The sequence below is a fragment of the Streptomyces sp. NPDC056169 genome (assembly GCF_042268445.1).
In the GTDB taxonomy this organism is placed as follows: domain Bacteria; phylum Actinomycetota; class Actinomycetes; order Streptomycetales; family Streptomycetaceae; genus Streptomyces.
In genome coordinates, this window is the sequence record NZ_JBHJUO010000004.1 from 305405 (window position 1) to 330272 (window position 24868).

Below are 24868 nucleotides of genomic sequence, written 5' to 3' on the forward strand. Positions count from 1 at the left end.
CGGAACAAGTACCGGGATCTGTGCCGGAGTCCGTGCCGGGGTCTGGACCGGGGTGACCGGGGTGACCGGGGTGCCCACTTTCATAGCCTGCCTTCGTTCGACATGACGGATGACGCCCTCACCGGTTTCTCGGAACGGTGGTGACGGTGATGCCGGTGGGAATGTCCGATCGGGGCGCGCTTTCAACCTAGGTGCGGCCCCGGAGGCCGGGCGGAAGTACGGGCGGCAGGTGTCCGGCAGAATCGACTGCGGGGCGTGGCGGAATCAGGCCATGGCAGGGACGGATTTCGCTGCCGTGCCGTATTCCCCGGAAATTCCCTGCACCTCGGAAATTCCGTGCGCCTCGGGGATTGCGTGCTCCGCGGGGAACGTCGCCGGCGCCGGCCGGCCGACGAGGGCCGACCGGACCCGGTGCAGGACGCGGAAGCGGTCCCGGCCGTCCTCGTCGGCGGTGCGGACCAGGCCGTGGATCAGCAGGCCGTACACCGTCGCGGCGGCGTCGGCGAGGGACGTGCCGGCGAACGGTCCCGCTTCCTCCAGCGTCCAGCTCCCGGGCAGCGCGGCCAGGGCGAAGAGCCCTTCCCGCAGCGGCGGTTCGAGTACGGCGAGGCTGCGTCGGACCGCTCCGGAGCCGCTTCCGGACGCGGTGCCCCAGGAGGCGGGAGGCATCGAGAAACGCTCGGGGTCCCGGGCGAGGGCGTGCAGCAGCTCCTCCGGCGAGTGGACGAGTCCCCAGGCGGCCGTGGTCTCCAGCGCGCCCGGGACGCCGTCGAGCGCGCGGCACAGTTCGGCGACGGCGGGAGTCGCGGCGGGACGGGGGGCGTACGGGCGGAGCCGTCGCAGATGGGACAGGAACAGCCGGACGGCGGGGAACTCGGCGAGCGCGGCGGCATCGTGGTCGAGCGCGTGCCCGGGGACGGGCAACGGGCCGATCGGCATGACCTGTTCACCGGTCAGGCAGGACGGGGCGGGTGCGGTGAGAACGACGCGCAGGCCCGGTTCGCGGGCGAGGAGGTGGTGGACGAGGGGTCCTCCGGCGCGCTGCCCGAGACCGTCCAGGACGAGCAGGACGTCGTGTCCGCGACCGCCTCCGGCGTCGGTCACGGCCGGTTCGAGCCGGCGCAGCTCCCGCAGGTCGGGCGAGAGACCGGCCGCCGGGACCCACAGCACCTCCCAGCCGTGACGCTCGCGCAGGGTGCCCGCCGCCTCGCGTACGAGACGGGTCTTGCCGACCCCTCCCAGACCGACGACGCTCACCAGTCTCTGCTGATCGACCGTCAACAGCTCGACGAGATACTGGATTTCGTGCTCCCGTCCGACCGTCGTACCGTGCAGCACGGGCGGCGAGCAGGTCTCGGGTCCTGCGGCGCCGGAGCCCTCGGGCGGGAGGTGGCTGCGTCCCGCGTCGTGGAACGCGTCGCGGGCCGCTCCGGTGAGCCGCAGGACGTCGGCGAGCAGCCGTACCGTCTCCTGCCGGGGGCGGCGGGCGCGGCCGCTCTCCAGGTCCCGTATCGCCCTGACGCTGAGCGTGGCCAGATCGGCCATCTGCTGCTGGGTCATGCCGCTGCGTCTGCGGTGGTCGCGCAGCAGCCCGCCGAACTGGTCCGTCTTCTCGATGACTGTGGTCATGGGTCCCCTCCCTTGATCGGTCCTGGCATCACCCATGGTCGGAACGGTCGGGCACGTACCGCATGGGTCTGCCGCCCCCAGATTTGGGCGGGGGCCGCCGCGGGCGGGCCGGTGGGCCGGGCGGGCAGCGGGCGGGTACCTGGCGGGACCCGAGCGAGTACCGGGCGGGACCGGGGCGGCACCGGGCGAGTACCGGGTGGGGGTACGGGAATCGGGCCGGGGCGCGGCGGGGTCGCGCGAATGGGTGGGGGCCGGAGCAAAACATGGGGGCGATGCCCCCATGTGGGGGCGGGGTGCGCCTGTCACCGTTGCACACGTGACCATCACCACCTCCACACAGGACACCACCACGGGTCTGGCCCCCGGTTGGTGGGCGCCCGCCCTCCATCTGCGGGAGCGGCTCGCGGCACCCGGCGCTCCGGCCGCCGCGCCCGCCGGACCGGCGGCGGGCCGCCTTGCCGACCGCCTGGCGGACCGGGTGGCGGCCCTGGGCCAGGACGAGGCGTTCCCGGTGCGGCTGGCCGCGCTCGGCGCCGACGTGCCGACGGTCGCCGCCCTGGCGGCCGAGCCCTCGGCGCGGCTGGCGGCCAGGGCCGCGCGGCCCGGGTGGGCGGAGTTCGTGGAGCGTGCCGTGGCCTCGGCACCGCTGTGGCCTGACCCGGACACGGGGACCGCACCGGGTACCGGCGGACCGGACTCGGACGGAGCGCACGCAGGTGGGCCCGGCACGGCCGGATCGGACACGGCCGCGCGGCACGACGTGTGGCGGCGGGCGTTCGCCGGTGCGCTGGCACCCCTCACCCGGGCGGCCGGCGAGGCGCTCGCCGAGCGGTTGCGGGCCCTGCCCGACCTGGCGCGCCAGGTCGATGCGGACGCCGTACGGGCGGGGTTCGAGCGGCAGCTCGGTCACCGGCTGGTGACCCCGGCGGCGCGCACCCTGGTCCTCGAACTGAACCGCGCACGCGTCGAGGGACGGCTGGACGGGGCCACGCCCGAGCGGCGCTTCGCCGGCTTCGCCGCGGAACTCGGGACGCGGCACCCCTTGGCCGGACTTTTCGGCCGGTATCCGGTGCTCGCACGCCTGTTGGGCACCGAGTGCGGGTACGCCACCGCCGCCACCGCCGAGCTCCTGGAGCGTTTCGTCGCCGATCGGGCCGCGCTCGTGGAGGAACTCCTCGGCGGCATCGACCCCGGTGCGCTGACCGCCGTGGACCTCGGCCAGGGGGACACCCATCAGCAGGGCCGCGCGGTGGCGATGCTCCGCTTCGCCGACGGCCGCACGGTGGTGTACAAACCCCGCCCGCTCGACCAGCACGCCTGCTTCGACCGGCTCGTGGGCTGGCTCGACGACCGCCTGCCCGGCCTCGGCCTGCGTACGGTGAAGGTCCTGCGCCGCGACGGCTACGGCTGGCTGGAGTTCGTCGGCCACCGGCCCTGCCGGTCGGTCGGCGAGGCCGACCTGTTCTACCGACGGCAGGGCGCGCTGCTCGCTCTGCTGTACGCGGTGGACGGCGCGGACATGCACTGCGAGAACCTCGTGGCCTGCGGGGACCAGCCGGTGCTCGTCGACGTGGAGACACTGCTGCACCCCTCGGTGCCGGCGGCCACCACGGCGGGCCCCGACCCGGCCGCGCTGGCCCTCGCCGCCTCCGTCCACCGGACGTGTCTGCTCCCCCAGTTGCTGATCGGCGAGCACGGGGCGCTCGACATCTCGGGCGTCGGCGGCGGTCAGGCCGCCCTGTCCCCCGCCGATGTCGTCGACTGGGCGGACGCCGGGACCGACACGATGCACCTGGTGCGCCGCCGTGTTCCGTACACCGGCAGTCCCAACCGTCCGTCGCTGGAGGGCCGGGAGATCGACCCTGGCGCGTACGAGGCGGCGCTGCTGACCGGATTCCGGTTGGGCTACGACACCTTGGTCGCGCACCGGGGGGAACTCCTCGCGCCGGACGGCCCGCTGGCCGCCTTCGGTACCGCGCCGGCCCGCTTCGTGGGGCGGGCGACCCGGCTGTACGGGACGCTCCTCGACGAGTCGGCCCATCCGGACGTCCTCGGCGACGCCGTCGACCGGGACGTGCTGTTCTCCCTGCTGTACGCCGAGTCCGCGGGCGACCCGGTGCGGCAGCGCCTGGTCGAGCACGAGATCGCGGACCTCTGGGACGGCGACATCCCGGTGTTCGTCCACCGGCCCGGGTCCGCCGACGCCTGGTCGTCCCGCGGGGCACGGCTGCCGGACCTGCTGGCCGCGCCCGGACTCGTCGCCACCGAGGAGAAGATCTCCGCGCTGGGAGAGGTGGACCGTCACCACCAGGAGTGGCTGATCTCCGCCGCGCTCTCCACCCACCGGGCCCGCCGCGTCACGCACCGCGCCGACGCCCCGGCCTTTCCCCCCGCACCCGCCTCGGTGCCGGAACCGCGACGGCTGCTCGCCGCGGCCTGCGGCATCGCCGACGAGATCGTGGGCCGCGCGGTCCGCGACGACTCCCGTGCCAACTGGATCGGCCTGGAGCTCGTCGACGGCAGGCACTGGGCGGTGACCCCGATGGGTGCCGGTCTCGCCGACGGCTACACCGGAGTGGCGTTGTTCCTCGCCCAGTTGGGCCGGCTGACCGGCGTCGGCCGCTACACGGACCTGGCATCCCGGGCGGTACGGCCGCTGCCGCGGCTGGTCCGGGCGCTCGCCTCCGACCCGGAGCTGAGCCGTGCGGTCGGGCCCGGCGGATTCCACGGCCTCGGCGGGCTCTGTTACGCGCTCGCCCGGCTCACCACCCTGCTCGGCGACGACCGGCTCGGCGACTGCCTGCCGCTCGCGCTGGAAGCACTGGCCACGTCGGCTCGTACGGACGACGAGCAGGCCGGACCCTCGGCCGAGCTCGGCGGCGGGCCCTCGGCCGACGTCGGCGGCGGGCTCGCGGGAGGGCTCGCGGCGCTGCTCGCGGTGCACCGGGAGTCCGGGCTGCCGCAGGCCGCCGCGCTCGCGGCGGACTTGGCCGGCCTGCTGCTCCCGGCGGCCGGAGCCCTCCCGGACGGCTTCCTGCGGGGACGGGCCGGCGCGGGCTGGGCGCTGAGCCGCTACGGGACGGCCGCCGCCTCGCCGGACGGCGCCTACGCCGCTGCGGGGCGGGCGCTGCTCGCCCCGGCACCGGCCGGCACCGCCTTCGATGACCGGGCGGCGGACATCGGCTGGTGCTCGGGCCTCTCCGGCACCCTCCTGGCCACGGTGGCCGGAACGGGACCGGCGCAGATGCCGACGCCCATGCCGACGCCGACTCCGACGCCGACCCAAGCCACCACCACGACGACGACGGCCGACGCCCTGTGGGCCCGCATCGCCGGAGAGCGCCCGCCCCTGAGCGATCTCAGCTTGTGTCACGGGGAAATGGGCACGCTGGAGACGCTGGCCGTCGCCGCCGCGCACGGACTCCCCGGGGCCGCCGGCCGGCTCACCCACCGGGCCGGTCTCGTGCTCGGCGCGCTGGACCGGCACGGACCACGCTGCTCCACCCCGAACACGGTGCCCTCCCCCGGGCTCCTCACCGGATCGTCCGGCATCGGCTACGCCCTGCTGCGGCTGGGTTTCGCCGAGACCGTCCCCTCCGTGCTCCTCCTCGACCCCACCCCGGGGAAGCGGTGACCCCGCCCCCCTCCTCCGTACGGCACGCGCTCCACACCGACCGCACCCCCGAAAGGATCTCCATGAACCCGCAGACGCCGTCCCACGAGACCGTCGCCGCGCTCACCGACACGACCTCCGAGGGCCTCACGGGGGCCACCGGCGCGGTGGAGCCGGCCGGGCGCATCGCGCTCTCCGGACGCGGCCGCGCCACGGCCCGTGCCCGGGCCCTCGCGGGTCTCGCCCTCGGCACCGGACTCGTGGCGATCCTCAACGACATCGACACCACCGTGAGCGTCCCGATCCTCCCGATCTGACGCCCCCGACACGACGTCCGGACCCGACGTCCCCGCCCCGCCGGCGGCCGCCCTCCGATCCCCGTGGAGGCGGCCGCCGGCGGCGTGTGGCGCGGGTCCCGGGGCGGCTCCGGGGCGGCGGTGGCTCATATCGCTCGGGGCATCACGAGCACCTGATCGAAGCGCCACTTATGCCCTGCCATGAACAGGTAAATTCGCGGGTATGCATCCCCGAGCGCCCCACCTCGTCGGACGTGACGCGGAAATCGCCCAGTTGGAGCGCGCCCTCGACATCGCTCGTGGGCAGCGCGGCAGCACGGTGTTCCTGGTCGGCGACGGCGGTGTCGGCAAATCACGGCTGGCCGCCGAGGCGACGGGCCGGGCCTTCTCCGCCGGCATGCGGGTGCTGCGCGGCCGGGGCAGCACGATCGGGCCGATGGTGCCGTTCCGTCCGCTCACCGAGGCGCTGATGTCGCTCTTCCGCGGCGGCGAGCCGTGGGACGAGGCCGCGCTCGGAGCGTACCGGCCGGTGCTGGGGCGTCTGGTCCCCGACTGGGCGGGCGAGGCGCAGACCGGCGGTTCGCTGGTGGTGCTCGCCGAGGCCGTCCTGCGGCTGCTGTCCGTGGTCGCCAGGGAGCACGGGGCCCTGGTGGTCCTGGAGGACCTGCACGACGCCGACACCGAGACCCTGGTCGTCCTCGAATACCTGGTGGACAACCTGGAGCACCTGCCGGTGGTCCTGCTCGCCACCACCCGTGCGGAGCCGTGCGCCGCCCTGGACCTGGCGCACTCGGTGACCCAGCGGCGCTCCGGCGTCCTGCTCGGTCTGGGGCCGCTGGACCGGTCCGAGGTGGCCCGGATGATCGCCTCCTGCCTGGACACCGAGGCGGACCGGGTACCCGGCGAGCTCGTGTCGCGGCTGTGGGACACCAGCGTCGGGAACCCGTTCGTCGTCGAGGAGTTGCTCCACGGCATGATCGGCAACGGGTCGGTGGTGCACCGGGGCGTCGCCTGGGAGGTCGTCGGCCCGCTGCGCACGGAGGTGCCGAGCACGCTGGTGCGGGGCATCGCCCACCGTACGGACCGGCTGGGGCCGCAGGGCAGGATGCTGCTGTCGGCGGCGGCCGTGCTCGGGCGCCGCTTCCCGCTGCCGGTGCTCCAGCGGATGTCCGGCATCGACGACCACGGGCTGCTCAGCCATCTGCACGCGGGCGTGGCCGCGCAGTTGGTGGTGCCGGACGAACCGGCTCCCGACTGGTACGCGTTCCGGCATCCGCTGACCGCCGAGGCCCTGCTGGCCCAGCTGACCCCCACCGACCGGGCGAAGCTGTCGGGCCGGGCGGCCGAGGTCGTGGAGGAGCTGCACCCCGGGCTGCCGGGCGAGTGGTGTGCGCTGGTGGCGGCGCTGCGCCGGGACGCGGGTGATCCGGTGGGCGCGGCGCGGCTGTTCACGGAGGCGGGCCGGCGCGCGCTGGCGGACGGTGCCGTGGGCTCGGGGGTGTCGCTGCTGCTGGGCGCCGACGAGCTGCTGGCGAAGCGGCAGGACGGGGTGGCCCGGGCGGAGGTGCTGGAGCCGCTGCTGCCCGCGCTGGCGGAGAGCGGCGAGTTCGACCGCGCCTTCGGGCTCGCGGAGGGCCTGCACGAGCTGGTCGGCGCGGGGGTGGAGGCCGGCCGCCTCGCCGCGCTGCACACCCGGCTGGCCAAGGTGGCCCACCTGGCGGGCCGTTGGGCCGACGGCAACGCGCAGATCGCCGAGGCCCGGGCCCTGCTGAGGACCGTGCGCGACCCGGCGCAGTCGGCCGCCGTCGACGTGGTGGCCGCGTATCTGGCGCTGGACACTCCGGGACCCGACCGTACGGAGACGGCCGAGAAGCTGGCCCGTACCGCGGTCTCGGCGGCCGAGGCGGGACCGCAGCCCGCGGTGGCCTGCCAGGCCTGGGAGCTGCTCGGGGTGCTGGCGCGGGAGCGTGATCTGGACGAGGCCCGGCTGTGCTTCGAGCGGGCCCGGCGGATCGCCGAGCAGCACCGGCTGCCGATACCGCGCACGTACGCGCTGGTGCGCATCGGCGGGAACCAGTGGCTGGCGGACGGGGAGACGCGCTCCCTGGAGCAGGCGCGCGACGAGGCGCTCCGGCTCGGCGCGGTCACCATCGCGTACTCGATCGACGCGATCCTCGTCCTCCAGGAGGTGCTCTGCGGCCGGTTCGACGAGGCCGCGCGGCTCAGCGACGAGATCCTCACGACGGCGGCCCGGCTGCGGCTCGCTCCGGTGGTCCGGTACGTGCTGATGACCCGGGCGACACTGGCGGCGCACCAGGGCGACCGGCCGGCGATGGAGGGCGCGCTGCGGGAGTTCGCCGGCTGGGACGGGGCGGGCTCTCAGGAGGAACCGCTGTGCATCGGCCTCGCGCGGGCGTTCTGCGCGCTCCTTGAGGAGAACCGGCCGCTGGCGCTGCGCGAGCTGGAGAAGGCGCGCGCCCAGGAACGGGACAGTCCGACGACGTTCCATCTCAGCGGCCTGCACGGACTGCGGCTGCTCCTCGACGTACTGGCCGGTGAGGCCGACTGGGACCACTACCACCGTACGGCCGCCACGTCGGCGAGCCGGATGCGCTGGAACCGGCAGTTCGTGCTGCTGGCCCACGCGGTGCTGCTGGGCCGCTCGGGCGAGGCGTCGGCGGCGGCGTCGGCGGTCGCCGAGGCGGAGGTCCTGGCCGCGCCCTATCCGACCGCGCTCCATCTGGGGCTGCGGCTGACGGCCGAGGCGGCGCTGGAGAACGGCTGGGGTGATCCGGCCGCGTGGCTGCGCCGCGCGGAGGAGCACTTCCACGCCGCGTCGGTGCCGGACGTGGCGGGAGCCTGCCGGGCGCTGCTGCGCCAGTTCGGTGTCTCGGTCCGGCAGCGGCGCAGCGGCGCGGACCGCATTCCGGCGCCGCTGCGGGCGCTGGGGGTGACGGTCCGGGAGTACGAGGTCTTCCAGTTACTGGCGGAACGTTTGAGCAACAAGGCCATCGCGGGCCGTCTCTACATCTCGCCGCGGACGGTCGAGAAGCATGTGGCGGCCCTGGTGACCAAGACGGCGCGGCCGGACCGCGAGGCACTGTGCGACCTGTCCGCGTCGGACGCGGCGGCCAGGAACGGCTGACGCCGGCCGGGAACGGCTGACGCAGGCCGGGAACGGCTGACGCAGGCCAGGAACGGTTTTCACCGGCCGGGGGTGGCGGGGCCGTCGGCGCGTCGTGCGTCGTCTCACCGGAGTGCTTGGATGTCTCCCATGCTGAGTTCCACGAAATCCGCTGCCGCGCTCCGGACAGCCGCACGCTTCTCCGCCGAGTCACTCCTCGTGCTGCTGATGGCCGCGGTGACCCTGTGGCTCGTGGGCCGCATGTGGTCCATAGTGTGGCCGCTGATCGCGGCCTTGTTCCTCACGACCCTGACCTGGCCGGCGACCCGGTTCCTGCGTCGGCACGGCTGGCCGCCCGCCCTCGCCGCGGCCTCGGTGACGGTGTTCTTCCTCCTGCTCGTCGCCGGCGTGGTCGCGCTGATCGCCGTACCGATGGCGTCCCAGTCCGGTGAGCTGAGCGACGGCGTGATCGAAGGGATCCAGCGGCTGCGCGCGTGGGCGGCCGGGCCGCCCCTGAACATCGGCGACACCCAGATCACCGGCGCCTTGGACTCCGCCGTCGCCCGCCTCCAGGACAGCATCGGCAGCATGGTCACCGCCGTCGCGTCGGGGGTCGGCACCGTCTTCAACGGCGTGGTCACCGCCTTCCTCGCGCTCTTCCTGATGTTCTTCTTCCTCAAGGACGGACCGCGTTTCCTGCCGTGGCTCACCCGGCAGCTCCCCGGCCGGCTCGCCACCGACATCCCGGTCGTGGCGGAACGCGGCTGGGAGACGCTGGGCGCGTTCGTCCGCTCCCAGGCGTTCGTCGGCCTGCTCGACGCCGTCCTCATCGGCCTGGGCCTGTGGATCCTCGACGTGCCCCTGGTGCTGCCGCTGGCCGTCCTGACGTTCGTGTCCGCGTTCGTCCCGATCATCGGCGCGTTGTTCGCGGGTCTGGTCGCGGTCCTCATCGCCCTGGTGTCGAACGGCCCGACCGACGCGCTGCTCGTGCTGGCGATCATCGTGGTCGTCCAGCAGCTGGAGGGCAACGTCTTCCAGCCCATGCTCCAGAGCCGCGGCCTGGGCCTCCACGCGGCGGTCATCCTGCTGGCGGTGACGCTCGGCGGCAGCTTGGCCGGCATCGTGGGCAGCCTGCTCGCCGTGCCCGTGGCCGCGCTGATCGCGGTGGTCTGGAACTACGTGCGCGAGGAACTCCAGGACCCCGAAGAGGCAGCACACCCCGCCGAACCGCCCGTGACGACACCCACCCCCACCCCCACGACGGTCGAGCCCGTCACGACGTAGCCCGCAGCGCACGCACACGGCGTGATTCGGCCACGGCAGCACCGCGCCGCGATCCGTGTGCGGCAAGGGTCCGTGCACCCGACACGAACGTATTTTCGCTCTGCCATGGGGTTCCCAGAGCGTCCGAAACACATGTGTTCGACAGGTCCGGCGGTGTCGTTGAGCTCCACGACACCCCGCATCGCTCCCCTGGAGACCGCCATGGACCCCCTGCTTCCCCCGCGTGAGACCGTGCTGAACGTCGTCGGCGTCCACCTCTACCTGGAGCACGACGGTCAGGTGCTGCTCGGCCGCCGCCATCCCCGGTCGGCGTACGCGGGCGGGTCCTGGCACGCGCTGGCCGGACACCTCGAGGCGGAGCCGGCGACCGCGGGCCTGGTCCGGGAGGCCTACGAGGAGGCCGGTCTGGTGATCGACCCGGCCGACCTCGAACTCGTGCACACCGTGCACACGATGGACCGGCCCGGGGACCGGCCCCGCATCGGCTTCTTCTTCCGCGCCCGCCACTGGGAAGGCGTGCCCGAGGTGCGTGAACCGGACAAGTGCGTCGGCTGGGAGTGGCACGGCGTCAAGGACCTGCCCGAGCCGATCGTCCCGTACACCCGCGCCGCGATCGAAGGGATCCGGGCGGGCCGCGTCTACACGGAGCTGGGGTGGGCGCGTTGACGGACTTCGCCGCCGTGGGCACCTCGTACGCGGAACACTCCCGTACGGCGCGGGGCCGCCTGCGTCACGATCTCGTCGAGCTACGTCTCCGGGCCGAACTGCCCGCCCGTCCCGTGCGCGTCCTGGACGTCGGCTGCGGCGACGGCGAGACGACGCTCCGGCTCGCCGCGGCCGGACACCACGTGACCGCCGCCGACCCGTCGGCCGGGATGCTCGACGCCGCGACCCGCCGCCTGGCCGCCCGGCCCGAACTCGCCCAGCGGGTCCGGCTCCTCGAAGCCGGCGTCCACGACCTCCCCTTCGACCGGGAGCGGTTCGACGCGGTGTGCTGCCACGGCGTGCTGATGTACCTGGACGACACGTCGGGCGCGGTCGCCCGCCTGGCGGGACTGGTCGCACCGGGCGGACTGCTGAGCGTGCTCACGAAGAACCGGGCCGCGATCGGCTTCCGGGAGGCCCTGCGCGGTGAGTACGCGGCGGCGCGGCGTCTCATCGAGCACGGCACCGACACCGACACGAGCGTCGGCAACCTCGGCCTGGACACGCGAGGGGACACCGCCGAGGAGCTCGACCGGCTGGCGTCCGAGCACGGCCTCACGCCGCTGCCGTGGCAGGGCGTGCGGATCCTCCACGACCACCACCACGACGACGGCTGGACCCCGGACCCCGACACGTACGCGCGAGCGCTGGAGACGGAGTGGGCCGCCTCGACGCGCGATCCCTACCGCCACCTCGGGCGTCTCGTGCACACTCTGGCCCGCCGCGAGCCGGGAGCCGCCCGATGAGCGGCGCCGGACGGCACACCGTACCCCTGGACGTGCACCTGATCGCGATCCGCGACGGGGCGGCGGGACCGGAGGTCCTGCTGTCCCGCCGGGCCGGATCCGTCTACGCGGCCGGCCTGTGGCACGCGGTCTCCGGCCATGTGGACGGCCCGCCCGAGGACGTGGTCGCCGCACTCGTACGGGAGACACGCGAGGAGACGGGGCTCGTCGTGGACCCGGCCGACGTCCGCGCCGCTCTCACCGTGCACCACCGCTCGCCGGGCGGACGCACGCGGGTCGGGTTCTTCTTCGAGGTCCGCCGCTGGCAGGGCACGGCGGAGGTCAGGGAACCCGAGAAGTGCGACGCCATGGGCTGGTTCCCCTTCGACGCGCTGCCGGAGCCGATGGTCGCGTACTGCCGGGCCGGCCTCGACGCCTACCGCGCCGGGTCCCGGCTCGCGCTCCACTTCCAGGAACCCGACGACCCGATCGCCTACACCCCGGACACCGACAGACTCCACATCGTCCCCGCACCGCCCGCCGACGCCAGGCCACGGCCGGAACAGCCGGAGCAGCTCGACCGGTCGGAGCAGCCCGTATGGGACGGCCCGGCTCAGTCTTCGACGGCCTGGTAGAGCGTGGTCCAGAAGTCGTGGATGAGTCGTGCCGAGTCCGGGGTGGACATCCCTACCTGGGTGAGCAGGATTCCGGTGAGCTGATTCCGCGGGTCGGCGTAGGCCGTGGTGCCGGTGCCGCCGTCCCAGCCGAACTGGCCGATGGGGGCGTGGTCGCCGCGGTGGGTGCGTACCGCCATGCCGAAGCCCCAGCCGCCGTGCTGTCCTTGGCCGACCGTGACATGGGCGATGTTCCTGTACATGGCGGTCCGGGCGGCTTGCTGCTCGGGGGTGAGCCGGTTGGTGGTCATCAGCTCGACGGCGGGCCGGGACAGGATCCGTTCGCCGCCGTGCATGCCGTGGTTCAGCAGCATCCGGAAGTAGGCGTGGTAGTCGTCGACGGTGGAGACCAGGCCACCGCCGGCGCCCTGGAACGCCGGAGGGCTGCTGCTCCGGCCGCCGGCCGCCTCGTCCCAGACGAGGAACTCTCCGGTCTGCGGGTCGGGGCCGTAGAGGGGCGGCAGCCGGTCGATCTTCTCGGCGGGCACGTGGAACCCGGTGTCCTTCATGCCCAGCGGGTCGAGGACGCGTTCGCGCAGGAACGTCTCCAACGGCCGGCCCGTGACCCTGGCCACCAGCACGCCGAGCACTTCGTTGCTGAGGTCGTACTGCCACCGCTCGCCGGGCTGGTACGACAGCGGCAGCTCGCCGAGGCGGCGCATCCACTCGTCCGGTTCGGGCGCCGGCCCGGATGCCACGCTGTAGTCGGTCCGCTCGAAGGTCGCGGCCCTGATCGGGGCGCCCAGCAACGCGAAGTCCATGCCGAGCCCGAACGTGGAGGTCAGCAGGTCCCGTACGGTGATCGGCCGATGTGCCGGCACGGTGTCCTCCAGGGGGCCGTCGGGCCGCTTCAGCACCCGCCGGTCGGCGAGTTCGGGCAGCCACGGATCCACCGGTTCGTCGAGGCGCAGCCTGCACTCGTCGAGCAGGACCATCGCCGCCGCCATGGTGACCGGCTTGGTCGTGGACGCCATCCGGAAGATCGTGTCCCGACGCATCGGCGCGCCACCGTCGTGGCGCATCGTCCCGATCGCCTCGACGTGTGTCCGGCCGCCACGGCCGACCAGGGCGACCAGCCCGGGAATCCGCTGGGACTCGACGTGCCGCGCCAGCACCTCGCGCAGCTTGCGCAGCCCGGCTTCGGAAAAGCCCTTGTCGTCTTCGCTCATCATGAATCTCCTTGTCCACGGAGCCCGGCTTCCCGGGTCCCCTTCGAGGTGGCCATGTGATGAGCGTTCACCCTGACCCAAGGTCAAGGTCAACTCCGTGGCGACGAAGATCAGCGGGCGAAGGCGCGCGTTACTCTCACCCGTGCGTTCGACCGCGATCCGCACCTCAAGGGGAGGGCGGGGGTCACCCACGTTCCGGAGGTGTGTCGAGCCCATGGCAGAGGGATTGACGATCGGTCAGGCGGCGGCGTTCGTCGGCGTCACGATCAAGACCGTGCGGCACTACCACCGACTCGGCCTGGTCGCCGAGCCGGAACGCGACGGCTCCGGCTACCGGCGTTACGGGTCGGCCGAGCTGCTGCGGCTGGTCCAGGTCCGGACCCTGGCCGGGGCCGGCGTACCGCTGGCCGAGATCGCCGAACTGCTCGACGCCGAACCCGAGCGGTTCGCCTCCACCCTGGACGACGTCCATCGCCGTCTCACCGAGCAGATCGAGGAGCTGACGGCACGCCGCGACACCCTGCACCGCCTCGCCCACGGGGACCGGGCCCTGCTGCCCGACCGGGCCTGCGAGGTCCTGGACCGCCTCGCCGAACTCGGCTTCCGACCCGACTACGTGGCCACGCAGCGAGAGGCTCTGGTGCTGACCCGGGCGCTGGTCCCGGAGATCTTCGACAGCTTCCTGACCCGGCTGGAACACGGGCTGGACGATGCCGAGTTCATCGACCTGACCAAGCGCGGCCTGGACGCGAGGACCTGGGCTCCCGACGACCCGCGGATCAACGAACTGGCGGCGGCACTCGCCGACAAACTCCTGGCCGACCGCGCCCTCCTGACGACGCCGACCGGACCGCGAAGGCCGTCCGACACGGCCGCCCGATACGGGCTGGTCAACCACCACCGCGAAGACCAGGAGCCGTCCATCGCCCGATTGAACGCCCTGGTCGAGGCGAACCTGCGCGCGGCCGGCATCGACATCCCGCATCAGTAACGGCCGCGCACCCAGCCCTCCGGCTCCGGCTCCGGCTCCGGACTAGCCGCCGGTCGTGCCGTCGAGCAGTTCGCGCAGGATGTCCAGGTGGCCGTTGTGGCGGGCCGTCTCCTCGGTGAGGTGGAGGAGGATCCAGCGCAGGTCGACCCGGAGGCCCTTCCGGACGCGCTTGGCCTGGTCGTCGAGGCTGTGTCCGGCGACCAGTTCGCGGTAGCGGGCGCTCTGTTCGGCGTATTCGTCGAGCAGCTGCGCGAGCGGGAAGTCGACGGCGATGCGCATCTCGCGGTCGGGATCCTCATCGGTCCACGGGCCCTGGTCCTCCTCGCCGAGGAAGACCACCTGGAACCAGTAGTACTCGACCCAGCGGAGGTGGTTGATCAACCCGCTCATGGTCATCAGGGGTGAGCCCGGAAGGAGCGATCGGTTGGCGTTCTCCGCGGAGACGCCGGCGCACTTGGCGCGGGCGGTGTCGCGTGTGTAGTCGAGGAACGTGGTGAGCTGGGTGCGCTCGTCCCACGCGGGCGGTGTGTCGTCGATTCTCGTCATCGCGCGAAGCGTCCCCGATCGCCCTGCCGGTGTCGAGGCAATTATGGACGGCGGGGTGGTGGGCGGAACCGCTCGCACCGCCCTGGACCATGCTCGGTCCAGGGCGGTGCGGTTCGCGTGCGTACGGCCTGCCGCTGGATCAGGGGGCGACGGCCATGGCGAAGAGGTGGATGTTCGCGTTGCTCGGCAGCACGACGAAGTCGATCTGCTTGGCCGGGTCGATCGCGATCGCGTGGGCGAACACCCGGTAGGCGATGCCCGCGTTCCCGTACCCGCTCGGCCTGTTGCGGCCGTCGGTGGACTTGACCAGGGTCGCGCCGTGGGCGTTCGCCGGGTCGAAGGACCAGTTGGGGAAGCCGAACGAGCCCTGGACGCTGGTGCCGTCCTTGTAGTGGACGCTCGCACTGCCGGTGGCCGCACTGGTGACCCCGGAGCCCAGGAACACCAGCTTGCTGCCCGAACCCGCCAGGGTGATCGCCTGACCGGCGCTCGACACGTTGTCCTTGGTGCCGGCGGCCACGTCCGGCCAGGTCAGCCGCGCCCCGAGGGCGTCGACGGACGCGCCGGGAGTCAGCCCCACCGCGGCGAGCTTCTGCGCCGAGAAGCTGTTTCCCTCGCCGTCGAAGTCGCCGGGCGTGGTGTGGGTCTCGTCCGTGATGGCGACACCGTTGTAGGCCGCGGCGAGGTTCGGCTGCGGAGTCCCGGTCCGCTCGGAGCGCGTGCCCGTGGCCGACCCCTTGCCGTCTCCGCCGCTGTAGGTCGCGGTCGCCGTGAAGGTCCGCACGATGAATCCGGGGCGCCGCTCGGGCACCTGGATCCGGAACTCGGTTTCCGCGGACGCGTCCTTGGCCAGGCTGCCCTCCACCGTCCGAACGGACGGCTGTACGGCCCAGCCGACCGGTCCGGCGAACGACACCTTCAGGGAGCGCATGCGCTCAGGGCCCGCGTTCTTGACGGTGACCTTGACCGTCGAGATGGCGGGGCCGTCCAGGTCGACGGCCGAGATGCTCACCTCGGTTCGCGCCTCCACGGGCTCGGCCGGTGCGGCCGGTGCGGCCGCCACGGCCTGCGCGGGCACGAGCATCATCGCTCCCGCCACCGCCACGGCCCTGAGTGAGGTGATCCATCCGGCTGGTCTCATGGTCGAATCCTTCGTAGGAGTTCCTGAGGGGGCGGTACCTGAGGGGGCGGTTCCTGGTGGGGGCGGTTCCCGGTGGGGGGCGGTCCTGCGGGGGGGGGGCGGTTCCTGCGGGGGTGCTTGGTGGGGCGGTGGCCGGCCCCGGACCGGGATCCGTCAGGCGACCGGCGGCATGTCGGTCGCGCGCGAGTCCAGGCCCATGCGGAGATTGACCCAGGAGCCGCGGGTGAAGTCGGGGATCGCGACCGGACGGCCCCCCATGGCCAGGGACTTGACGCTCAGCGGAACCGGCGCGCACCACGCCGCGGAGTCGTAGACGTCGATGTCGGGCACGAGTCCGGCGCGCATCAGCTGGACGGTGCGCCACTGCAGGACGTAGTCCATGCCGCCGTGGCCGCCGTTGTTCGCGGCGTCGTCGCCGATCTTCTTCCACAGCCAGTGGTCGAACTCCTTGCGATACGCGCCGAAGTCGCGCCACGCGTGGCCGCCGTGGTCGGGCTCCACGTAGATCCGGCCGGCGCCCGCCGAGTCGACGCCCGCGTAGTCCTCGAAGATGCCCCGGCTGCCCGCGAGGGAGTTGATACGGCTGTAGGGGCGGGGCGAACTGACGTCGTGCTCCGCGCGGATGACGCGGCCCTTCGCCGTGTCGATGAGGCAGGTGACCAGGTCACCGTTGACATAGGTCTCGTTCCACGAGGGGTGCGACTTCGGGATGAAGCGCTCGCGGTAGTCGGCCAGCCCCTTGGGCTCGGTCGCGGTGGCCCGCAGGACCGTCATCCGGTCGCCGCGGTTGATGTCCATGGCCGCGGCGATGGGGCCGAGGCCGTGCATGGCGTAGAAGCTGGCGGTGCTGCGCGTGTGCCAGAGGCGGCGCCAGGAGTCGGTGTAGTACGTGTCGGAGAACAGCAGCGCGCGCAGGTCGTGCAGGTATCCCCCGTGGCCGTTCGTGACGTCGCCGAACAGCCCCTCGTGCGCCATCTTCAGCATCGCGAGCTCGTTGCGGCCGTAGCTGCAGTTCTCGGACAGCATCAGGTGCCGGCGCGTGCGCTCCGAGGTGTCGACCAGGTCCCAGAGCTCCTCCAGCTCGGTGGCGATGGGCAGTTCGACGACGACGTGCTTGCCGGCCAGCAGGGCGGCCTTGCCCTGCTGGTAGTGGAACTCCCAGGGAGTGGCGATGTAGACGAGGTCGATGTCGTCGCGCTTGAGCATCTGCGCGTACGAGTCGTCGGAGCCGCCGTACTCGGCGGGCCGCGGCTTGCCGGCCGCGACCAGGCTGTCCGCGGTGCGCTTGGCACGGTCCGCGCGGATGTCGCAGACGGCGGTCACCTGACAGCCCGGGACGACCGCCCAGCCCGCGGCCATGCCGTGGCCCCGGTTGCCGAGGCCTATGACGCCGACGCGCACGGTCCGGTGCACGGCGTAGGGGACATCGATCATGGACTTCTGGCCCGCCCGGCGGCGGGGATCGGCGGATTCCGGCACCGCGGCCGTGGCGTTCGCCGCCGCGGCGGCGCCGTGAGCCGAGCCGACCCCGGCCGCGAGCGCCCCTGTGGCCAGCGCGCCCCCGAGGACCAAGCGCCGTGAGACTGCGGGGATTTCAGGCATGGGGAAATCGCTCCTCGTAGATCTGCGGGAACTGCGGGAACTGGCGGGGACGACTCTGACCGGCACGCCGCATGCATGTCAATAGATGCTCATTAGGCCAGCGTTACAAACAGAATCAAGCATTCAGTTGGAGGGATTCCGCCTCCTCGTACCGGCTGAGATGCCGCCCGAGGCTGAGCTCCAGGTGCTCGCGCATGGCCCCTTCGGCCCGTTCGGGGTTGCGCCGCAGCACCGCGCGCAGGATCCGGCTGTGCTCCACGACCGTGGCGGGGCTGCCGCCCGTGACCGGGCTGAGCCGGAAGAGGTGGAGGTGCGTGTGCAGCCGCTCCACCGCGGCGGCGAGCATCGTGCGCCCCGAGGCGGCGGCGAGCGCGTCGTGGAACCGCTGGTCGAGCAGTGCGAAGCGGCCGTAGACGGCATAGCTGTGGCCCTTGTCGGGCAGGCCCTGCATCTCCTCCACCAGGGCCTCGATCCGGTCCAGCGCGGTGTCGCCGACGCGCTCGGCGGCGAGGGCGGCCGCACGCGGCTCCAGCAGGAGCCTCATCTCGAAGAGCTCCTCCACCCCTCGCCGGTCCAGGAGTTCGGTGGCGCGGTAGCCCGAGAGCGACCGCTTGACGACCAGGCCGTCCGCCTCAAGGCGGGCCAGCGCCTCGCGCACCGGAGTGGCGGACACGCCGAGCGTGCGGGACAGCGACTCGATGCCGACCCGTGCGCCCGGCTCGATCACGTGATCCATCACCATCGCCTTGACGGACTCGTAGACGCTGTCCCCCAGCACCTCACGCTTCGCGGTTGATCCATCAGTCGATCCATCGGTGTTGACCGGCATAGCGCTGCTCTCCCCTCCAGGAACCCAGAATCCTATGTGATTCAACCTGAAGCACCCTTGGAGCGCTACACACCCCGCGTCCGGAGTCACACCCCGAGAAGGGAAGTTCGGCAGCTCACCACGGGCAAGTGCCGGGCCTGGGCCAAATATTCGACGACGAGGTCTTGACGGGGCGATCCCGGCTCCCCCAGCATCGCGGCATCGGAATCCTATTTGATTCGAGTGGGGCAACCATCATGACCCTCCGTAGATCCGCGCTGTCCGCGGCCGCCACCCTCGCCGTCCTGGCCCTCGCCTCGACGGCATGCACCGTGAAGTCCTCGGACGGCCCCGCGGCCACCGGCTCCGCGCCCGCCGCCGGCTCCTCACCCACCAAAGCGGGCGGCGCGGGAACCGCCGAACTCGCCGACGGCTCCGGGACCAAGGTCGCTCTCGTCCCCGGCGGCGCCCACCCCTACTTCCAGCCGTGGAAGCAGACCGGCATCGACACCGGGAAGTCGCTCAAGCTGGGCGACGTCGCCTTCGACGAGACCGCCGAGTGGGACCAGCAGAAGCAGAACAACCTGCTCTCGACGCTCGCCGCCCGCGGCTACAACGCCTTCGGTGTCTTCGGCGTCTCGCCGACCGACATCAACACCACCTTCGCCGACCTCAAGTCGCAGGGCTTCGCGGTGGCCTCCCTCGCCTCCTGTCCGGCGGGCGGCAGGAACGAGGCCGACTTCTGTCTGTCCACCGACGTGGAACTCGCCGCGTACAAGGCGGCGCAGGCCGCCATCGAGGCGATGGGCGGCAAGGGCGCGCTCGTCCACGTGACGGGCAACAACGTCGACGCCAACACCCGGTTGCGGATGAAGGGCGTCGAGAAGGCGGTGAAGGAGACCGGCGGCAAGGTGACCCTGCTGCAGACCATCACCGACATCGACAAGGACCTCCAGACCGCGCAGAAGGCCGTCTCGGACCTGCTCGCCGCCAAGGGCGCGCAGATCCAGGGCATCGTCTCGACCGCGTACAACCCGGCGGTCGCCGCGGCGGAGGCCGTCCGCGAGTCCGGCTCGAAGGCCAAGGTCGTGGCGATCGACGACGACGCCAAGATCCTCTCCTCGATCAAGGACGGTTCGGTGAGCGCCACCGTCGTCCAGAACCCCGTGGGCCAGGCGGACATCGGCACCTGGGCGCTCGCCCTGCTGCAGAGCAAGCAGTGCACGATGGCCAAGCCCGGTCAGATCGTCGACTCGGGTTCCTTCGTCGTCACGAAGGCGAACGTCGGCACGTACGACGAGGCGCGCAAGGCCAAGACCGCGGAGCTCAAGAAGCAGTTCGCCGACACGTATCTCTCCTGCGGCTGACCGTCCCGGTACACCGTCCCGGCACGACGACAGAAAGTCAGCACACGCCCATGACCATCATCACGAAAGCGACGGCCCTGCTGGCCGACATCGCGGTGGAGACCGACCGCACGGACGCGGTGCAGTCGTTCGTCAAGCAGGAGACGATCCTCGTCACCCTGACGACGACGGACGGCATCGAGGGAACCGGTTACGCGTACACGATCGGCACCGGCGGCACCTCCGTCCTGGCGCTGCTGCGCGACCACCTGCTGCCCCTCCTCGCGGGGAAGGACGCACGCAACGTCGAAGGGCTCTGGCAGGAGCTGTTCGGCCTGACCCGCGCCACGACCACCGGGGCCCTCACCTCGCTCGCGCTCGCCGCGATCGACACGGCCCTGTGGGACCTGCGCTGCAAGCGGGCCGGAGAGCCGCTGTGGCGGCTGGCCGGCGGCCACCGCCGGGAGATCCCGGTGTACGACACCGAGGGCGGCTGGCTCCACCTCGGCACCGAGGAGCTCGTCGCGTCGGCCCTCGCCGCGCAGGAGGCGCGGTTCTCCGGCGTCAAGATCAAGGTCGGCAAGCCCCGTGTCGCCGAGGACGCGGAGCGCCTGCGCGCCGTGCGCGAGGCCGTGGGGTCCTCGCTGCACATCATGACCGACGCGAACCAGTCGCAGTCGCTGTCCTCGGCGGTGCAACTGGCCGCCGCACTCGAACCGTACGACCCGTACTGGCTCGAAGAGCCCATGCCCGCGGACGACATCAGCGGCCACGCCCGGCTCGCCCGCTCGACCCGGATCCCGATCGCGGTCGGCGAGTCGATGTACGCGCCCATGCAGTTCCGCAGCTATCTGGAGTCGGGCGCCGCCTCCGTCGTCCAGGTCGACGTGGCCCGGGTCGGCGGGATCACTCCGTGGCTGAAGGTCGCGCACCTCGCGGAGACCTTCAACGTCCAGGTCTGCCCGCACTTCCTGATGGAGCTGCACGTCAGTCTCGTCGCCGCCGTCGCCAACGGCGCGTACGTGGAGTACATCCCGCAGCTGCGCGCGGTCACCCGCACGGAGATGACCGTACGGGACGGTCTGGCCGTCGCTCCGGACGAGCCGGGCATCGGGATCGACTGGGACATGGACGCCATCGACCGGCGGAGGGTGTCGTGAAGGCGGTCGTCGCTCCATCCGACAGCTCCGACAGCACCGGCAGCGCCGACAGCTCCGGCAGCGGCGCCGACAGCGAGACGGACCGCCCCGCCCGCGGGGCCCGCCCGGCGCACCGGCTGCCGTTCTGGGTCAACCAGCGGCTCGGGCTCCTCGTGCTCGTCGTCGCCCTCGCCGCGCTGTTCGGCGTCCTGCGGCCGGCGTTCTTCGACGAGCGGCTGGTGCTCTTCCCGCTCCTGCGGGACATCTCCACGCTGACGGTGGTGGCCCTGGCGCAGATGGTGGTGCTCTCCGTCGGGCACATGAACCTCGCCGTCGGGCGCATGGCCGCCTTCGGCGCGTTCTTCGCCGGGTTCGGCTACGACCGGCTCGCGCTGCCGCTGCCGCTCGGCCTGGTCCTGTGCCTGGTGGCCGGGTGTGCCATCGGGGCCGTGACCGGCTGGATCATCGCCCGTACCGGGGTGAACTCCTTCGTCGTGACGCTGGCCATGGACTTCGCGCTCCTCGGGCTCGTCTCCCTGCTCTACTCGGCGCTCACGGAGAACGCCGCGTTCACCACCCGTCCCGCCGGGCTCGCGGAACTGCGTTCCTCCTCGCTCGCGGACATCTGCCTGGGGCCGGTCTGCGGCTCCGCGGCCGTACCGCAGATCGCCCAGTTCACCCTGCTCGCCCTCGTCGGCCTCGGTTTCCTCTACGCCCGTACGCGCATGGGGCGCGAGCTCCTGCTCACCGGTGCGAACCCCGCCGCCGCCGAGCTGTCCGGCATCCCCACGGGCCGCAGGATCGTCCTGGCCCACGCGCTCTCGGGACTGCTCGCCGCGCTGGCCGGGTTCATGGCCGCCGTCGGTACGGGCACGTTCCGCGCGTCCATCGGAGACGACTTCATGCTCCCCTCGTTCCTGGGCGCGGTCCTCGGGGGGACCCTCCTCACCGGCGGCGTCGTCTCCGTCGTCGGCGCGCTGCTCGGCACCTCGCTGGTCGGGGTGATCCGCAAGGGGCTCGACCTGCTCGGCGTCGGCCTGGAAAGCCTCAACATCTACCTCGGCTGCGTCCTGCTGCTGGCCCTGTCCGCGGATCGCGTACGCACCGTCGTGTCCTATCGCAAGGTGGTGCGCTCCACATGACCACGCTCCAGGACCGCAGGGCCGCCGCCCTGCCGGCGCTGCGCCGCTTCTCCCGCTCCACGACGACGACGCTGCTGTGCGTGGTCCTCGCGGGGTACGTGGCACTGGGCGTCGCCTCCTCCGGCTCCTTCTTCGAAGGCCCCTCCCTCCGCACGTTCCTCCAGTACCTCGCCACTCCGATCCTGATCGGGCTGGCCCAGATGGTGGCCCTGTGCGTCGGGCAGCTCAATCTGGCCGTGGGCGCGCTCGGCGGCTTCACCGCCTGTCTGATGGGTGTGCTGATGGCCGACAGCGGTGTCCCCGCGGGCCTCGCCGTGCTGATCGGCGTCCTCACCGCCACCCTGATCGGGCTGGTGACGGGCCTGTTCATCGTCGCGACCCAGATCAACGGTTTCATCGTCACGCTCGGCACCATGACGATCCTGCTCGGCGCGCAGTACCGGCTCTCCGGGACGCGCACGATCGACGGATACTCGGCCACGCTGCGGGACCTCGGCCGCGCCGCGCCGCTGAACATCCCGCTGGTGTTCGTGGCCGCGCTCGTCGCGGCGGCGCTGCTCGCCGCGTTCATGTACCGCACCGTCCCGGGCCGGCGGCTGCTGGCCGCCGGCGGGAACCCGCTCGCGGCCCGGCTGTCGGGCATCTCCACCGACCGGCAGATCGTGCTCGCGCACACCGTGTCGGGCCTGCTCGTCGGCGTCGCCGCGCTGATCGCCACCGCCTCGCTGCCCGGTGTCAACCGCAGCGTCGGCGGAGACTGGCTGCTCCCCAGCTTCGCGGCCCCGATCATCGGCGGCGTCGCGCTGACGGGCGGTTCGGTGGCGGTCTTCGGCACGGTCCTCGCGGCGTTCGTCATGCGCCTCATCGACACCGCCCGCGCCCAGTTCTCGCTCGACCCGAGCTGGGTGAACTTCCTGATCGGTCTGGTCGTCCTCGGCACGGTGGTCGGCGGCCGGATGCACCAGACCCACCTCGACAAGAAGGGCAGGGCGCCCGGCGGCACACCACCCGTGCCGTCGGAAGCGGGCGCACAGCCGGGAGGGGCACGATGAGCGAGGTCCTGCTGGAATGCGAAGACATCGTCAAGGTCTTCCCCGGGGTACGTGCCCTCGACGGCGTCGGCCTGCGGCTGACCGCCGGCTCCGTGCACGCGCTGCTGGGCGAGAACGGCGCGGGCAAGTCCACGCTCATCAAGGTGATCACCGGCGTGCATCCGCCCGACGGCGGCCGGCTCGTCCGGTCCGGCCGGGAACTGCGCCTGCGCTCGCCCCTGGAGGCATCCGGCGCCGGGATCGGCGTCGTCCACCAGGAACGCAATCTGATCCCCGGCTTCTCCGTCGCGGAGAACATCACCCTGCAGAACCCGCCGTCGCGCCGGGGTCTCATCGACCGCGAGGCGATGACCGCACCGGCCCTGCGGTGCCTGGCCGAACTCGGCCTGGACATCGACCCGCACCGTCCCGTGCGGGAACTGTCCGTGGCGCAGCAGCAGTTGGTGGAGATCGCGAAGGCCCTCCACACCGAAAGCCGGGTGCTCCTGCTCGACGAGCCGACCGCCTCGCTGTCCCCTCAGGAGGCCGAGCACCTCTTCGACGTCGTGCGCCGGCTCACGGCACGCGGGACCTGCGTCGTCTTCGTCAGCCACAAGCTGGAGGAGGTCTTCGCGATCTGCGACACCGTCACCGTCCTGCGCGACGGCCGCTCCGTACTGGAGTCGGCTCCGCTCGCCGAGCACACCCAGGACGACGTGGTCACCCTCATGGTCGGCCGCGCCCACGCGGTGACGGACATGACCCCGCGCACCGTGGACACGTCCGCCGCCCCGGCGCTCTCCCTCGACCGGCTCTCGACGGCGGCGGGCCATCGGGACGTCTCCCTCGACGTCCGCCCGGGCGAGATCGTCGGGCTGTACGGCCTGGTAGGCGCCGGCCGCAGCGAGCTGGTCAAGGCCGTCCTCGGCCTCGACCGCGTCACCGGCGGTGAGATCCGGGTGTACGGGAAGGTCGCGCGGATCGGCTCACCGCGCCAGGCACTCCACGAGTACGGCATCGGCTATCTCACCGAGAACCGCAAGGAGGAGGGCGTCTTCCTGGACCAGCCCGTCCTCCGGAACATCACCGTCACGGTGTGGAGGAAGCTGGCGAAGGCCCTCGGCCATGTGTCGTCCCGGAAGGAGCGGGACGTCGCGCAGGACCTCGTCGACCGCCTCGGCATCCGGATCTCCGGCCTGGAGCAGAGCGCCGGCGAACTGTCGGGGGGCAACCAGCAGAAGGTGAGCCTGGCCAAATGGCTCGCCGCCGACACCCGGCTGCTGGTCGTCGACGAACCGACCGTCGGCGTGGACGTGCGCACGAAGCACGCGTTCCACGAACTGATCTGGGAACTGGCCCGCGGCGGACTGCCCATCCTGCTCATCAGCAGCGACCTGGCCGAGATGGTCACCCTGGCCGACCGCGTCGTCGTCATGGCCGACCACCGCATCCGCGGCGAGGTCGACAACGACCACGACTACGACCGGATGAGCGGCCGCATCATCCGTACCATCCACGACCGTCCGGTCCCGGTCGTGCCCGCGCAGGGCGCGACCCCGTGAAGCGCGTCGCGCAGGTCGTCGGCGTCCGCCCGGGGAAGGCGGACGCGTACCGCGAGCTGCACCGCGCCGTGCCCGGGCCCGTCCTCGACCGGCTGCGGCGCTCCCACATCGCCAACTACTCGATCCATCTGCTCGGAGACCGGCTGTTCAGCTACTTCGAGTACCACGGCGACGACCTGGCCGCCGACCTGGCGCTCATGGCCGAGGACCCGGCGACACAGGACTGGTGGCGGCTCACGGCCCCCTGTCAGCGGCCCGTGGAAGAGGCCGCGCCCGGCGAGTGGTGGGCGTCGGCGGAGCAGGTCTTCCTCATGGAGTAGCCCGCGGGAGCACAGGCCCGA

At 72.5% G+C, this 24868-nt stretch carries 20 protein-coding genes; 14 read left to right on the forward strand and 6 right to left on the reverse strand.

What is annotated here, in order from left to right:
* Positions 1-264: 264 nt before the first annotated feature.
* The gene (locus tag ACFC0G_RS08390; RefSeq protein ID WP_376399172.1) at positions 265-1629 is read right to left on the reverse strand and encodes a helix-turn-helix domain-containing protein; all 1365 of its coding nucleotides are present in this window, start codon (positions 1627-1629) and stop codon (positions 265-267) included.
* Between the two features lie 316 nt (positions 1630-1945).
* On the opposite strand from ACFC0G_RS08390, the gene lanM reads away from it, so the two are divergent.
* From lanM to ACFC0G_RS08425, 7 genes are all read left to right on the forward strand, one after another.
* Positions 1946-5263 (forward strand): type 2 lanthipeptide synthetase LanM, encoded by a 3318-nt coding sequence (gene lanM / locus ACFC0G_RS08395; RefSeq protein ID WP_376399175.1) that lies wholly within the window; start codon positions 1946-1948, stop codon positions 5261-5263.
* 62 nt (positions 5264-5325) lie between these two features.
* On the forward strand, positions 5326-5559 hold the full coding sequence (locus tag ACFC0G_RS08400; RefSeq protein WP_376399177.1) for a hypothetical protein: 234 nt from the start codon (positions 5326-5328) through the stop codon (positions 5557-5559).
* Positions 5560-5761: 202 nt separating this feature from the next.
* Complete coding sequence (locus ACFC0G_RS08405) at positions 5762-8683, forward strand: helix-turn-helix transcriptional regulator (protein WP_376399180.1); 2922 nt, start codon at positions 5762-5764, stop codon at positions 8681-8683.
* Between the two features lie 120 nt (positions 8684-8803).
* Positions 8804-9946, forward strand: coding sequence for an AI-2E family transporter (locus ACFC0G_RS08410; protein ID WP_376399182.1), 1143 nt, complete (start codon positions 8804-8806; stop codon positions 9944-9946).
* Positions 9947-10147: 201 nt separating this feature from the next.
* Positions 10148-10612 (forward strand): NUDIX domain-containing protein, encoded by a 465-nt coding sequence (locus ACFC0G_RS08415; RefSeq protein ID WP_376399185.1) that lies wholly within the window; start codon positions 10148-10150, stop codon positions 10610-10612.
* Positions 10600-11397: a class I SAM-dependent methyltransferase gene (locus tag ACFC0G_RS08420; protein WP_376399188.1), complete on the forward strand. Its 798-nt coding sequence runs from the start codon at positions 10600-10602 to the stop codon at positions 11395-11397. The genes ACFC0G_RS08415 and ACFC0G_RS08420 overlap by 13 nt, the downstream gene beginning before the upstream one ends.
* Positions 11394-12011, forward strand: coding sequence for an NUDIX domain-containing protein (locus ACFC0G_RS08425; protein ID WP_376399190.1), 618 nt, complete (start codon positions 11394-11396; stop codon positions 12009-12011). The genes ACFC0G_RS08420 and ACFC0G_RS08425 overlap by 4 nt, the downstream gene beginning before the upstream one ends.
* On the opposite strand, the gene ACFC0G_RS08430 is transcribed toward ACFC0G_RS08425, so the two are convergent.
* On the reverse strand, positions 11990-13219 hold the full coding sequence (locus tag ACFC0G_RS08430; protein ID WP_376399193.1) for a serine hydrolase domain-containing protein: 1230 nt from the start codon (positions 13217-13219) through the stop codon (positions 11990-11992). The two genes, ACFC0G_RS08425 and ACFC0G_RS08430, sit on opposite strands and share 22 nt — an antisense overlap.
* 214 nt (positions 13220-13433) lie before the next feature.
* Here ACFC0G_RS08430 and ACFC0G_RS08435 point away from each other — a divergent pair, with 214 nt between their 5' ends.
* Complete coding sequence (locus tag ACFC0G_RS08435) at positions 13434-14210, forward strand: MerR family transcriptional regulator (RefSeq protein WP_376399196.1); 777 nt, start codon at positions 13434-13436, stop codon at positions 14208-14210.
* Positions 14211-14252: 42 nt separating this feature from the next.
* Here ACFC0G_RS08435 and ACFC0G_RS08440 read toward each other — a convergent pair whose 3' ends face one another.
* From ACFC0G_RS08440 to ACFC0G_RS08455, 4 genes are all read right to left on the reverse strand, one after another.
* Complete coding sequence (locus ACFC0G_RS08440) at positions 14253-14756, reverse strand: DinB family protein (RefSeq protein WP_376399199.1); 504 nt, start codon at positions 14754-14756, stop codon at positions 14253-14255.
* Between the two features lie 139 nt (positions 14757-14895).
* Positions 14896-15897, reverse strand: coding sequence for an NEW3 domain-containing protein (locus tag ACFC0G_RS08445; RefSeq protein WP_376399202.1), 1002 nt, complete (start codon positions 15895-15897; stop codon positions 14896-14898).
* 153 nt (positions 15898-16050) lie between these two features.
* Positions 16051-17499 (reverse strand): Gfo/Idh/MocA family protein, encoded by a 1449-nt coding sequence (locus tag ACFC0G_RS08450; RefSeq protein ID WP_376399204.1) that lies wholly within the window; start codon positions 17497-17499, stop codon positions 16051-16053.
* Positions 17500-17614: 115 nt separating this feature from the next.
* Positions 17615-18328 (reverse strand): GntR family transcriptional regulator, encoded by a 714-nt coding sequence (locus ACFC0G_RS08455; protein ID WP_376399207.1) that lies wholly within the window; start codon positions 18326-18328, stop codon positions 17615-17617.
* 236 nt (positions 18329-18564) lie between these two features.
* On the opposite strand from ACFC0G_RS08455, the gene ACFC0G_RS08460 reads away from it, so the two are divergent.
* The 6 genes from ACFC0G_RS08460 to ACFC0G_RS08485 all read left to right on the forward strand — a co-directional run bounded on the left by ACFC0G_RS08460 (position 18565) and on the right by ACFC0G_RS08485 (position 24847).
* Positions 18565-19674, forward strand: coding sequence for a substrate-binding domain-containing protein (locus ACFC0G_RS08460; protein ID WP_376399210.1), 1110 nt, complete (start codon positions 18565-18567; stop codon positions 19672-19674).
* Between the two features lie 50 nt (positions 19675-19724).
* Positions 19725-20813, forward strand: coding sequence for a mandelate racemase/muconate lactonizing enzyme family protein (locus tag ACFC0G_RS08465; protein WP_376399213.1), 1089 nt, complete (start codon positions 19725-19727; stop codon positions 20811-20813).
* 116 nt (positions 20814-20929) lie between these two features.
* The gene (locus tag ACFC0G_RS08470) at positions 20930-21934 is read left to right on the forward strand and encodes an ABC transporter permease (protein ID WP_376399530.1); all 1005 of its coding nucleotides are present in this window, start codon (positions 20930-20932) and stop codon (positions 21932-21934) included.
* Complete coding sequence (locus tag ACFC0G_RS08475; protein ID WP_376399216.1) at positions 21931-22986, forward strand: ABC transporter permease; 1056 nt, start codon at positions 21931-21933, stop codon at positions 22984-22986. The genes ACFC0G_RS08470 and ACFC0G_RS08475 overlap by 4 nt, the downstream gene beginning before the upstream one ends.
* Complete coding sequence (locus ACFC0G_RS08480) at positions 22983-24527, forward strand: sugar ABC transporter ATP-binding protein (RefSeq protein WP_376399219.1); 1545 nt, start codon at positions 22983-22985, stop codon at positions 24525-24527. The genes ACFC0G_RS08475 and ACFC0G_RS08480 overlap by 4 nt, the downstream gene beginning before the upstream one ends.
* A complete protein-coding gene (locus ACFC0G_RS08485; RefSeq protein WP_376399222.1) occupies positions 24524-24847 on the forward strand; it encodes an L-rhamnose mutarotase in 324 nt (107 codons plus the stop codon). Before ACFC0G_RS08480 ends, ACFC0G_RS08485 begins: the two co-directional genes overlap by 4 nt.
* Positions 24848-24868 lie beyond the last annotated feature (21 nt).